Source organism: Bacillus testis (assembly GCF_001243895.1).
Taxonomy (GTDB): Bacteria; Bacillota; Bacilli; order Bacillales; family DSM-1321; genus Bacillus_AD; species Bacillus_AD testis.
The window spans coordinates 3,878,139-3,890,912 of sequence record NZ_LN851186.1 but is presented as its reverse complement, the minus strand read 5'-3'; the positions used below and the strand labels follow the sequence as shown (position 1 = coordinate 3,890,912).

The following is a 12,774-nucleotide window of genomic DNA, read 5'->3' as shown; positions in this document are numbered from 1 at the left end:
GTATGGTACAGACTACTGTCTATAAACCAAAGAACCATATCCGATTCATTACGTCATCTGCACTCTTTGATGGCCATGATGTGTCCGTTAATATTATGCGAAGAATCTTGCAGAGCTCTGGAGCAGAAGTGATCCATCTCGGCCACAACCGTTCAGTGGAGGAAATTGTCAATACGGCCATTCAGGAAGACGCACACGGTATTGCTGTTTCGTCCTATCAAGGCGGCCATGTTGAATTCTTTAAGTATATGTACGATTTGCTCCATGAAAAAGGGGCCGGCCATATCCGCATTTATGGCGGAGGCGGCGGGGTCATCATCCCCCGGGAAATCCATGAATTGCATGAGTATGGCATTCACCGTCTTTTCTCTACAGAGGATGGCCGGGAACTTGGCCTGCAGGGAATGATCAATTACATGCTGGAAGATTGCGACCGGCATCTAAAACAGGAAGACCCAAAACGGTACCTGGAACAGTTAAAAAAAGGCGATTACAGCGCTGTCGCGAAGTTTATTACATTCGCCGAGAACTCCCATGATGCCGCCCTTGAAACAGCCTCAACGATTGAACCTCTTCTCGACGAAATAAAATCGAGCGTTCCTTGTGCACCTGTAGTCGGCATTACCGGCACAGGCGGGGCTGGAAAAAGCTCATTGACAGATGAATTGATCCGCCGGTTCCTCAATGAGATACCGGACAAAAAAGTAGCCATTCTCTCTATTGACCCCACCAAACAAAAAACGGGCGGAGCCCTTCTTGGCGACCGCATCCGCATGAATGCCATCTTTAATGACCGTGTCTATATGCGGAGCCTCGCCACGCGCGACTCAAGAAGCGAATTATCACTTGCGCTGAAAGATGCCATCTCTGTGGCAAAGGTTGCCCGATTTGACCTCATCATCGTAGAGACATCCGGAATTGGCCAGGGGGACGCTGCCATTGCGGATGTCTGTGATGTCAGTCTGTATGTCATGACCAGTGAATTCGGGGCTCCTTCACAACTGGAGAAAATCGATATGATCGATTATGCCGATTTGATTGTCATCAATAAATTTGAACGGAAAGGCTCCGAAGACGCAATGCGCCAAGTGCAGAAGCAATACCAGCGGAGCCATGTATTGTTCGACCAGGATATCGCGGAAATGCCTGTGTACGGCACGATTGCCAGCCAGTTTAACGACGAAGGAACAAACAGCTTATTCGCAGCTTTGATTGAAACCATTAATGAAAAAACGGGGACCTCTTGGCAGACATCCTATTCCACAAAAGGGGATGTGAAAAAACAGAATGTCATCATCCCTAATGACCGCCGCTATTATCTACGGGAGATTGCTGAAAGTGTCAAAACCTATAATAAACAAGCAAAAATACAGGGAGAAGTTGCCCGGAAGGTTTTCCAGCTTGAAGGTGCACTTGAAGCGTCCGCAGGAAAGAACAGCAGCATTGCACCTGCATTGGAACAATTGAAAGAAGAATACGCCAGTATGCTTAGCCCAGAGTCCAAAAAACATCTGGCCGATTGGAAAATGAAGAAAGAGCAGTACATGCAGGAGGAGCTTACAACCTATGTGCGCGACAAAGAAATAAAGACATCTTTGAAAACAAAAAGCTTATCCGGTTTGCTGATCCCAAAAGTCTCCTTGCCGAAGTACACAGATTACGGCGATCTCCTAGAATGGATTTATAAAGAAAATCTGCCGGGGCATTTTCCTTACACTGCCGGAGTGTTCCCGTTTAAGCGGGCCGGCGAAGACCCGAAACGGCAATTCGCCGGTGAAGGCTCGCCTGCGCGGACCAATAAAAGATTCCACTATCTTTCTAAGGATGATCCGGCCAAGCGGCTCAGTACGGCATTTGATTCAGTAACGCTTTACGGTGAAGACCCGGACTACAGGCCGGATATTTATGGCAAAGTCGGCGAAAGCGGTGTGAATGTCTGTACTTTGGATGATATGAGGATTCTCTATCAAGGATTTGATTTATGCCATCCTTCTACTTCCGTGTCCATGACGATTAACGGTCCTGCGCCGATCATTCTGGCCATGTATCTGAACACGGCAATCATGCAGCAAGCAGAAGCAAAAGAGAAAGAGCTGGCCCGGCCGCTGACAGAGGCAGAATACAAAGAGATAGCCGCTTATACGCTCCGGACGGTCCGGGGGACAGTCCAGGCCGATATACTGAAGGAGGACCAAGGCCAGAACACCTGTATTTTTTCAACGGAATTTGCCCTGCGGATGATGGGGGATATACAAGCGTATTTTATTGAAAACCAAGTGCGGAATTATTATTCTGTTTCTATTTCCGGGTACCATATTGCCGAAGCGGGCGCCAATCCTATTTCCCAATTGGCCTTTACCCTTGCGAATGGCTTTACGTATGTCGAATATTACTTAAGCCGCGGCATGAAAATTGATGATTTCGCGCCAAACCTGTCTTTCTTCTTTTCGAATGGGCTGGATCCGGAGTATACGGTGATAGGCAGAGTGGCCAGAAGAATCTGGGCGGTTGTCATGAAGAACAAATATGGCGCCAATGAACGTAGCCAAAAGCTCAAATACCATATTCAGACTTCAGGCCGTTCCCTGCATGCACAGGAAATCGACTTTAATGATATTCGCACGACGCTGCAGGCGCTCATGGCGCTCCAGGATAACTGCAACTCCCTTCATACAAATGCGTATGATGAAGCGATTACCACACCGACAGAAGAATCAGTCCGGAGAGCAATGGCGATCCAGATGATTATCACCAAAGAGCTGGGGCTATCGAAAAACGAAAATCCACTGCAAGGATCTTTCATTATTGAAGAGCTGACGGATCTGGTGGAAGAAGCAGTACTGCAGGAATTCGAGCGCATCAATGACCGGGGCGGCGTGCTCGGCGCGATGGAAACACAATACCAGCGGGGCAAAATCCAGGATGAATCGATGTATTATGAAATGAAAAAGCATTCTGGGGAGCTGCCAATCATCGGCGTGAACACTTATCTGAATCCAAATCCGCCAAGTGAAGAAGAAATGAACAGCATTGAATTGGCCAGAGGAACGGTCGAAGAAAAAGAAGGCCAAATCGCGGCCTTAAGAGCATTTCAAGAGAAGCATAAAGAGCAAAGCGGCCAAGCGCTGCAGGCGATAAAAGACGCAGCTGTAGGCGGGGGCAATATTTTTGCGGCATTGATGGATTCCGTCAAGTATGCAAGCCTCGGCCAGATCACCCGCGCACTCTATGAAGTAGGCGGACAATATCGCCGCAATATGTAATAAGCCTGATCGATCGGAAGCTGATGTATTATCAGCTTCCATGTTATTGAAATAAAAAGTTGGTCATGTGTAAACGCTAACATTTTTTATTTGGTTGGTCTCATTATTTAAGTATTTGATGATGGCACTCACCAAGTGCTTTTACTTTATGAATTCCATGGTACCATCCATCAGCCATGGAGTTTTTTATCATGCTCAACGTCCAGTTCCTTTGTCGACGGTCTTACCTGTTGACTTACGATCTCATGGAACGAAACCTTTTTAGGTATGGAGTCATCCATCTTATCATAAGTTTATTTTCTAAAAGGTGGTTGTTTTTAAATAAGGTGAGTGATTGATCGTAAGGTTGATTGATAGGAGCGGAAGGTGCGAGACTCCTGCGGGATAAGCGGGACAGGTGAGACCCCACAGGCGATTTGCGCCGAGGAGGCTCACCGCCCGCCCCGCGGAAAGCGAGCATCCTGAAGCGGATATCAATCGTCGCTTGCACCTTGGCGCTTCTTTTTATACTTTTTTAAAAGGAGATATTGAAGCAGTTTTTCTATTTTGTTCATTGAAAAGATTGTTTTTCAACACTGTGGAAGCTGATATATGCATCAGCTTCTTTTTTCTCCTTTTACATGGATACAGAGCTATGGAAGTGCAAAAAAACAATATTTTTACAAAAAAACTTTATAAATCCTGAATAATAAGGTTAAAATGATTTTCTAAACGATATAATGGAGCTGGAATCATGAGGCTAAAGACATTTGTATATATCTTGTTGTTTGCTGCTTTCATAGTTGCTTCTTTGTTTTTATATGATAAACAATTCGGCGCAGTCAGCTTCTTTACGATCTCGTTCTTTTTTTTCTATTTGGCTTACCGGGAACATCGGAAGGAAAAGAAGCCTTTAAGTGGTAAAAAACGCCGTAAAGGATAAGTTAGAACTAGCATAAACCCAAATGAATTGTTTATAATGGTATGTATATGCGTATTTGTTTATGGCAGGATTGATAAAGTATGACCACCATGCTTTTTGATAGAGAAAGGACGTGCACATTTTGAATTTGAATCAAATGTCTAAAGAAGACCTTAAAGAAATGTCTTTAATTGAACTTACACACGCGATCCTAGGCGAAAGAAAACAAGCTATTTCTTTTCAGGATCTCATAAAGGAAATCGCTAAACTGCAAGATTTGACCCAAGAACAATTGCAGCAAAAGCTGCCGCAATTCTATACAGACTTGAATGTTGACGGCCGTTTCAGCATCCCTGGCGAGCAAATGTGGGGATTGAAAGACTGGTACCCGATCGATCAAGTGGAAGATGAAATGGTAAACCCGGTCAAACCGAAGAAGAAAAAAGCAAAGAAAGCTGATGAAGAGTTCGATGATCTGGAAGACGATTTAGATTTGGATGACTTCGAAAACGACGATTTGGAAGTTGACGAAGACGATGACGAGGATCTTCTGGGAATCGACGATGAAGAAGACGAAGATGATTTGGACGAGGATCTTGTTGAAGACGACTTCGAGCTTGATAGCGACGAAGAAGACGAAGAGGAAGAAGAAATCTAAACAGCTTGACTTTTTAAGTAGAAATTTGTAGAATCATTTTTGGGCTCCTTTAAAAAGGACACGCTTATTGTATACACATTATACCGCTCCCTTACCTTTTGTAAGAGGAGCGTTTTTGTTTTTTCATGAAGCTTTTGCAATGTTTTAGGTTATGGGGAAACTTTAATTATTCCATCAGGTAGTTAAAGGAAAGAGAGTTGGAAAGCTCCCTTTCATTTTTATTTTTATGTCCATTTTGGCTTTTCTGCAGACTGCTCGCGCTCCTGATGCCTCCCTATGCATGCCGGCAGGAGGGAGTCTGCGTAATACTGAATGTACGATATTTTATTCCAAGGGGGAAATGAACCATTGACTAAGTATATTTTTGTAACGGGCGGAGTTGTCTCTTCACTAGGTAAAGGAATTACAGCTGCTTCTTTGGGAAGATTGCTGAAAAACAGAGGATTGAATGTAACCATCCAAAAATTCGATCCTTACATCAATCTAGATCCGGGCACAATGAGCCCATACCAACACGGAGAAGTATTTGTAACAGATGACGGCGCAGAAACAGATTTAGATTTAGGGCATTATGAGCGTTTCATCGATATCAACTTAAGCAAGTACAGCAACGTTACTTCCGGAAGAGTGTACTCTACCGTTCTGCGTAAAGAAAGACGCGGCGACTATCTGGGCGGCACTGTCCAAGTTATTCCTCACATCACCAACGAAATCAAGGAGCGCGTCTTCCGTGCAGGGAATGAAACGAATGCCGATGTGGTCATCACTGAAATCGGCGGAACGGTTGGGGATATAGAATCTTTGCCATTCTTGGAAGCAATCCGCCAAATCAAGAGCGATATCGGCATCGAAAATGTGTTGTACTTGCACTGCACACTAGTGCCGTATATTAAAGCTGCCGGCGAAATGAAAACAAAGCCTACACAGCACAGCGTAAAAGAATTGAGAAGTCTAGGCATTCAGCCAAATGTTATTGTAGTGCGTACGGAAATGCCGATTTCCCAAGATATGAAGGATAAGATTGCTTTATTCTGCGATATTGACCCTAAAGCGGTTATTGAATGCCAAGATGCAGACACTTTATACTCTGTGCCATTGGCTCTTCAAGAACAAAAATTGGATCAAATCGTATGCGACCATCTTCAGCTTTCATGCAAAGAAGCGAATATGGACGAATGGAAAGAACTTGTCGAGAAAGTGCTTAACCTATCCAAGAAGACACGCATTGCCCTGGTTGGGAAGTATGTGGAATTACAGGATGCATACATTTCAGTGGCAGAAGCGTTGAAGCATGCAGGCTATGCATTCGATGCGGATATTGAAATCGATTGGGTAAACTCAGAAGAAGTAAATGATGACAATGTGGCAGAATTACTGGGCCAAGCAGACGGCATCCTTGTTCCTGGCGGATTCGGCGACCGCGGCGTGGAAGGAAAAATAGCTGCCATTAAATATGCGCGTGAAAACAAGAAGCCATTCTTCGGTATCTGTCTAGGCATGCAATTGGCCTCCATCGAATTCGCGCGCAATGTCTTGGGCTTGGAAGGCGCCCATTCATCAGAATTGGATCCGAATACACCTTATCCAATCATCGACCTTCTTCCGGAACAGAAGGATATCGAGGATCTTGGCGGAACATTGCGTCTTGGCCTATATCCATGTAAGTTGGCTGAAGGCACAAAAGCAATGGATGCATACAAAGATGAAGTGGTATACGAACGCCATCGCCACCGTTATGAGTTCAATAACCACTATCGTCAAGAAATGGAAGATAAAGGGTTTGTCTTCTCCGGTACAAGCGTGGACGGCAGATTGGTCGAAATCGTCGAAATACAAGACCATCCTTGGTTCGTGGCTTCCCAGTTCCATCCGGAATTCACTTCAAGACCAACAAGACCGCAGCCATTATTCCGCGACTTTATCGAAGCCACTTTGAAAAGCAAAAATCAATAATAAGGCAACGAAAAGAGGCTGGGACAGAACCCTCCTCTAAAATGAAAAAGCCGGTGAAATTTTACAATGAGTAAAATTTCACCGGCTTTGATTTTTTTCAAAATAAAATAAGGACATTCTCTGTTAAAATTAAGTTACCACACAAAACCAAACAGAAAGAAGTGTCCTTATGTTTAAAGATTATAACATGAATCAATTAATTTTGCCTTTAGATTTAGAAGTCAGATTACAAAAGAATGATATCGCCTTCCATGTACACCACTTAGTTGAAAGTATTCCTCATGAAGCGTTTGAACCATTTCTGCGGAATGAGGGTTGTCCTGCCTATCATCCACGCATGATGTTGAAAATTATCCTATGTGCCTATACACAATCTGTCTTTTCAGGTCGGAAAATAGAAGCCCTTTTAAAGGACAGTATTCGTATGATGTGGCTGGCGCAAGGATATGAACCAAGCTACCGCACCATCAACCGTTTCCGTGTTCAACCTGAAGTAAAAGAATTAATCCGCCAATGTTTCGTTCAATTCCGTTGCCAGCTCGTCCAAGAAAAAATCATTGATCAAGAAGCCATCTTTATTGATGGAACGAAGATTGAAGCGAATGCGAATAAGTTTACGTTTGTTTGGAAGAAATCCATCGAGAAGTATCATCAGGGATTAATCGAAAAATCAAATCATCTATATAAAGAGCTGCTTAAAAATGAAATCATGCCTCAAATTGTACAGGAAAGTGAAGAAGAGTTAACGTTGGAAGAGCTCACTCAAATCGTTGAAAAAGTAGATGAAGTGATTTCTGAGTACGATCAAAAAATAGAGGCATCAACGAATGGAGCCGAGCGAAAAGCGTTGAGAAGTGAACGGAAATTCCCAAAACAAGCACGAAAACAATTAATGGACCATATCCAACGAAAACAGAGATATCAAAAAGACTTTGAAATATTCGGCACACGAAATAGTTATTCAAAGACAGATCCCGACGCGACCTTTATGCGTATGAAAGATGATTATATGAAAAATGGTCAATTGAAAGCCGGTTATAATGTACAAGTGGCAACAGAAGGACAATACGCGCTTGCCTACAGCCTCTTTTCGAATCCAACTGATACCCGTACATTAATCCCGTTCTTAGACCAAATTGAACAACATTATTTTGAGTTGCCAAAGCACATCGTCGCAGATGCAGGATATGGAAGTGAACAGAATTATGATGATATCCTTTCAAATCGTAAACGAGAAGCGTTAATTACCTATGGAATGTACGTGAAAGAGCAAAAGAAGAAATATAAACAAAACCCATTCAATACAGCGAATTGGCAGTATGACAAAGAAAAGGATGTATACACGTGTCCCAACCAACAACAACTTGTCTTTAAAAATTATTCAGTACGAACAGATAAAGAAGGCTTCACACGTGAATTTAAGATTTATGAGTGTGAAAACTGTTCAGGATGCCCATTGCGTTCCTCATGTACAAAAGCAAAAGAAGGAAACCATCGAAAAGTAATGGTGAATGAAAAATGGGAACAACAAAAAGAATACGTAAGAGCGAAGCTTTCAGAAGAAGAAACGAGTTCCATTTATCGTAAAAGAAAAATAGATGTGGAACCAGTTTTTGGATTCTTGAAGGCTAATTTGCATTTCAATCGATTTTCAGTTCGAGGAAAATCGAAAGTTGAAAATGAAATGGGCCTTGCATTAATGGCCGTGAATTTAAGGAAATTCACGGCTAACAGGTAAGGATGATTAGAGAAGAATAGAAAAAAGTGAAATTGAGCGCACTCAATTTCACTTTTTTCATTACTTTTTTCATTATTGAAGCTAGTTCTGTCCCAGCCTCTTTTTTATTGCCTCTATTCAGCTGAAAAAGGCTGGCCATCCATTAATCACAGCCTTCATCGATAAAAATGTGGGAGTGTGCCAGAAAGAATGGTATTATTTTCTTATATGGAAGATGTTGCTATCAATCCTGATACTCCTCTAGCAATTCTGTCAATGTGAAGTGTATGCCATGATAGGCATACAGTGCGGCCATTAGCGCCGGGAAGCCGATGCGCCCGCCATTGTCAGCAGGGACAAGCCCTCTTTTTACACGTAGATCGAGGTGCACATCGCACCAATCCTGAATGCCGTTTTCATCGTTTACGACGGTGCTCATGGCGACGAATGGAATCTGTCTGTCATATAGGTCTTTTGCCAACTTGATTGCTTCTGGGTCGTTGTGGTGGCGGACCGCTAGCAGGACGCGATCGGCAGTCGTGACTCCATCCAGCTGATTGAAAGGCTTGCAACTTGGAAGGGCATCGGTGCCTTCTGTTGCTTGCGGAATCAACCCTTTCATTTCAGCAAACCCGGCTATATAAATGGTTCCATCACCGACAGCAGCTTGAGCCAATAGGCGCGCTGCATCCTCGAAGGCAAACTCATCATCATTAATCGCTTTGAACACGCCGCTTAGCTGTGTAGAAAAAATCTTAAGCATAGTAAAACTCCTTTATCACAAGAACTATGTGAATTATATCGGATTCCGGCAACATTAGCGAATCAAAGCTAGTGAAAAGGATGCAGAAACGTTGGATAGTAAAGATGAAGAAGTGCAAGCGGGAGCCAAGTGCCAGTATGGACTCGATTGGTCAACTAATGGTCGGCGAAGGATGAAAAATCCTCCCGATCGATATTTCACTATATAAAAATCAAGGAGTGGTAAAATGGCTGGAAAAATACTCATTGTAGACGATCAATTCGGAATTAGGATTTTATTGAATGAGGTGTTGCAAAAAGAGGGATATGAAACATTCCAAGCAGCAAATGGCGTCCAAGCACTTGATATTGCAGAGAAATATTCGCCGGATCTCGTCCTTCTTGATATGAAAATACCTGGAATGGATGGCATCGAAATCCTCAAGCGGATGAAAGCGAAAGACCAGGGAATAGCGGTGATCATCATGACTGCTTACGGGGAGCTTGATATGATCCAGAAGGCAAAAGACCTAGGTGCCATCACGCACTTTGCCAAGCCGTTCGATATTGACGATATCCGGAGCGCCGTGAAGAAGTATCTTCCTCTTAAAAAGGTTTAAAAGGCAAAGTGAAAGGGAATACAAATTTAAATATTCTATTAATGGACAAACATTTGAGATAAAATAATAACAATTTTTACCCATTCCTGCCAACATGTTGAGAAATGACAGAACAATTGGTATGCTTAACAATGGATTTTAAATTGTTTACTGTTCGCCTATTTTTTCGTATAGTTTACATACCCTTTTGGGAAGTATTCTAAATAGGGAACTCTGCGAAAAAAGCAGTGTGAACAGCTATAACATAAGGAGGAAATAAAATGCCTTTAGTTTCAATGACTGAAATGCTAAACAAAGCATTAAAAGAAAAATATGCAGTTGGTCAATTCAACATCAACAACCTTGAATGGACACAAGGAATCCTTGCAGCTGCTGAAGAAGAAAAATCTCCTGTCATCCTAGGTGTTTCTGAAGGTGCTGCACGTCACATGGGCGGCTTCAAAACAGTAGTAATGATGGTTAAAGGTTTATTAGAAGATATGAAAATCACTGTTCCTGTGGCTATCCACTTGGATCATGGTTCTTCATTCGACAAATGTAAAGAAGCGATCGACGCTGGCTTCACTTCTGTCATGATCGACGCATCACACCACCCATTTGAAGAAAACGTAGAAACAACTAAAAAAGTTGTTGATTACGCTCATGCAAAAGGTGTTTCTGTTGAAGCAGAACTTGGAACAGTAGGTGGACAAGAAGACGACGTAATCGCTGACGGCGTAATCTATGCTGACCCTAACGAATGTAAACACCTTGTTGAAGCAACTGGCATTGACTGCCTAGCTCCAGCTCTAGGATCTGTACACGGTCCTTACAAAGGTGAACCAAACCTAGGATTCAAAGAAATGGAAGAAATCAAAGATCTTACAAACATGCCTTTGGTTCTTCACGGCGGAACTGGTATCCCAGAAGCAGATATCAAAAAATCCATTTCTCTTGGAACTTCAAAAATCAACGTTAACACTGAAAACCAAATCGCTTTTGCTAAGAAAGTCCGCGAAGTCCTTGACAACGATAAAGAAGTTTACGATCCACGTAAATTCATCGGACCAGGACGCGAAGCTATTAAAGCAACTGTTGTTGGCAAAATCCGTGAATTCGGTTCAAACAACAAAGCGTAATGATCTAAAAGGCCGGAATGCAATCGATGCATCCGGTCTTTTTTTATGATCGCAACCATTTTAGTTCTGAAGCTTATGTTGCGAATCAGTCTTTCAGTAACTTCCCCTGTACATTCCACCACATGAATCCTCCATATTGGGTATAATCATTGTTCTTGTAAAAAAAGTTCTTTCTTTTTAAAATGATTGGGAGAGTTCTTTTTTGTTTAAGTAAGAAACGTTACAAAGCTACTAGAAGTTTGTTACAATAAATGGTATATCAATTGGTCATAGGTAATAGAAAGAAACCTATGACTCCTTTTTTTCTATTTTTTACATGATATTTTGCTTTTTGAGTACACTATGTTTTATGTAGAATGGCAGAGTATTTGAATTTGTGTTGGTATATAATGGAATAGTGATCTGTGAGCCCATGGAACTGCTTGATGTAGAAGGGAGCAAATTATGGATAAACTTAAAATTGCCGGCGGATATCCTTTAAAAGGAACAATTCGGGTGAGCGGGGCGAAAAACAGTGCGGTGGCCTTGATTCCAGCCACTATACTGGCCGATTCACCTGTTACGATTGAGGGACTGCCTGATATATCTGATGTTGGACTGCTGAAAGGATTATTGGAGGAAATAGGCGGGGATGTGCAATTCACCGACGGAGAAATGACGATTGACCCGCGCAGTATGGTTTCGATGCCACTGCCCAATGGCAAAGTGAAAAGACTCCGCGCCTCTTATTATCTGATGGGAGCTATGCTTGGACGCTTCAAGAAAGCCGTTATCGGGCTTCCTGGAGGCTGCTATCTTGGCCCGAGACCAATCGACCAGCATATTAAAGGATTTGAAGCACTCGGCGCCCACGTGACGAATGAACAAGGAGCCATCTATCTCCGCGCTGATGAGCTGCGGGGAGCGCGCATTTATTTGGATGTCGTATCCGTAGGGGCAACCATCAATATTATGCTGGCCGCGGTAAGGGCTAAAGGGCAAACGATCATCGAGAATGCGGCCAAAGAACCGGAAATTATTGATGTGGCCACCTTATTGACGAATATGGGAGCCAAAATTAAAGGGGCCGGAACGGACGTGATCCGGATTGACGGTGTGGAAAAACTAAGCGGCTGCCGCCACACGATTATTCCTGACAGAATAGAAGCTGGAACATTCATTATAATGGCGGCTGCTGTTGGCGAAGGCGTGCTTATTGATAATGTCATTCCCCAGCATTTAGAATCGTTGATTGCCAAGCTGCGGGAAATGGGCGTCAACGTTGAGACAAGGGATGACCAAATTTTTGTGTCGCCTGGTGATCGATTGAAAGCTGTGGATATCAAGACATTGGTATATCCCGGTTTTGCCACAGACCTTCAACAGCCATTCACGGCGTTTTTAACAAAAGCGACTGGTTCAAGCGTTGTCACGGATACGATATACGGGGCACGCTTCAAGCATATCGATGAACTGCGCCGCATGAACGCCAATATAAAGGTGGAAGGGCGGTCTGCAATCATTACAGGCCCTGTTCAGCTCCAAGGAGCAAAAGTGAAAGCAAGCGACTTGCGGGCCGGGGCAGCTTTGGTCATAGCAGGCCTGATGGCAGAAGGAATAACAGAAATCACTGGCGTGGACCATATTGACCGCGGCTACAGCCATTTAGAGGACAAGCTGAGCGGATTGGGAGCCACCATTTGGCGGGAAGAAATGACGGAAGAAGAACTGGAACAGTTAAAAAGTTCATAAATTGGAACAGCCTTTTCGCCGATTTTTTCGAATGATATGCATGAACAACAGTTGGAATAGGATAAAAATAGC

At 43.2% G+C, this 12,774-nt stretch carries 9 protein-coding genes; 8 read left to right on the top strand and 1 reads right to left on the bottom strand.

The window, feature by feature from the left end; translation table 11 throughout:
• Nucleotides 1–2: 2 nt before the first annotated feature.
• The 5 genes from icmF (at nucleotide 3) to BN1765_RS19135 (ending at nucleotide 8,513) form a co-directional block, all read left to right on the top strand.
• Entirely contained in the window at nucleotides 3–3,263 is a 3,261-nt protein-coding gene (icmF, locus tag BN1765_RS19160) for a fused isobutyryl-CoA mutase/GTPase IcmF (RefSeq protein ID WP_050616622.1), read from the top strand.
• Between the two features lie 733 nt (nucleotides 3,264–3,996).
• Nucleotides 3,997–4,185 carry a hypothetical protein gene (locus BN1765_RS19150; RefSeq protein ID WP_050616620.1) on the top strand — a complete coding sequence of 63 codons (189 nt, stop codon included), beginning with the start codon at nucleotides 3,997–3,999 and terminating at the stop codon, nucleotides 4,183–4,185.
• Between the two features lie 112 nt (nucleotides 4,186–4,297).
• Complete coding sequence (gene rpoE, locus BN1765_RS19145) at nucleotides 4,298–4,822, top strand: DNA-directed RNA polymerase subunit delta (protein WP_390621185.1); 525 nt, start codon at nucleotides 4,298–4,300, stop codon at nucleotides 4,820–4,822.
• 348 nt (nucleotides 4,823–5,170) lie between these two features.
• Nucleotides 5,171–6,775 carry a CTP synthase gene (locus BN1765_RS19140; RefSeq protein WP_050616846.1) on the top strand — a complete coding sequence of 535 codons (1,605 nt, stop codon included), beginning with the start codon at nucleotides 5,171–5,173 and terminating at the stop codon, nucleotides 6,773–6,775.
• A 169-nt stretch (nucleotides 6,776–6,944) separates the two neighbouring features.
• On the top strand, nucleotides 6,945–8,513 hold the full coding sequence (locus tag BN1765_RS19135; RefSeq protein WP_050614516.1) for an IS1182 family transposase: 1,569 nt from the start codon (nucleotides 6,945–6,947) through the stop codon (nucleotides 8,511–8,513).
• Nucleotides 8,514–8,736: 223 nt separating this feature from the next.
• On the opposite strand, the gene BN1765_RS19130 is transcribed toward BN1765_RS19135, so the two are convergent.
• The gene (locus tag BN1765_RS19130; protein WP_050616619.1) at nucleotides 8,737–9,255 is read right to left on the bottom strand and encodes a DUF2529 domain-containing protein; all 519 of its coding nucleotides are present in this window, start codon (nucleotides 9,253–9,255) and stop codon (nucleotides 8,737–8,739) included.
• A gap of 226 nt (nucleotides 9,256–9,481) precedes the next feature.
• On the opposite strand from BN1765_RS19130, the gene BN1765_RS19125 reads away from it, so the two are divergent.
• From BN1765_RS19125 to BN1765_RS19115, 3 genes are all read left to right on the top strand, one after another.
• Nucleotides 9,482–9,853 (top strand): response regulator, encoded by a 372-nt coding sequence (locus tag BN1765_RS19125; protein ID WP_050616618.1) that lies wholly within the window; start codon nucleotides 9,482–9,484, stop codon nucleotides 9,851–9,853.
• A 260-nt stretch (nucleotides 9,854–10,113) separates the two neighbouring features.
• Nucleotides 10,114–10,971 carry a class II fructose-bisphosphate aldolase gene (locus BN1765_RS19120; protein ID WP_050616617.1) on the top strand — a complete coding sequence of 286 codons (858 nt, stop codon included), beginning with the start codon at nucleotides 10,114–10,116 and terminating at the stop codon, nucleotides 10,969–10,971.
• A gap of 444 nt (nucleotides 10,972–11,415) precedes the next feature.
• Nucleotides 11,416–12,702, top strand: coding sequence for a UDP-N-acetylglucosamine 1-carboxyvinyltransferase (locus BN1765_RS19115; protein WP_050616616.1), 1,287 nt, complete (start codon nucleotides 11,416–11,418; stop codon nucleotides 12,700–12,702).
• The last annotated feature ends 72 nt before the right edge of the window (nucleotides 12,703–12,774 follow it).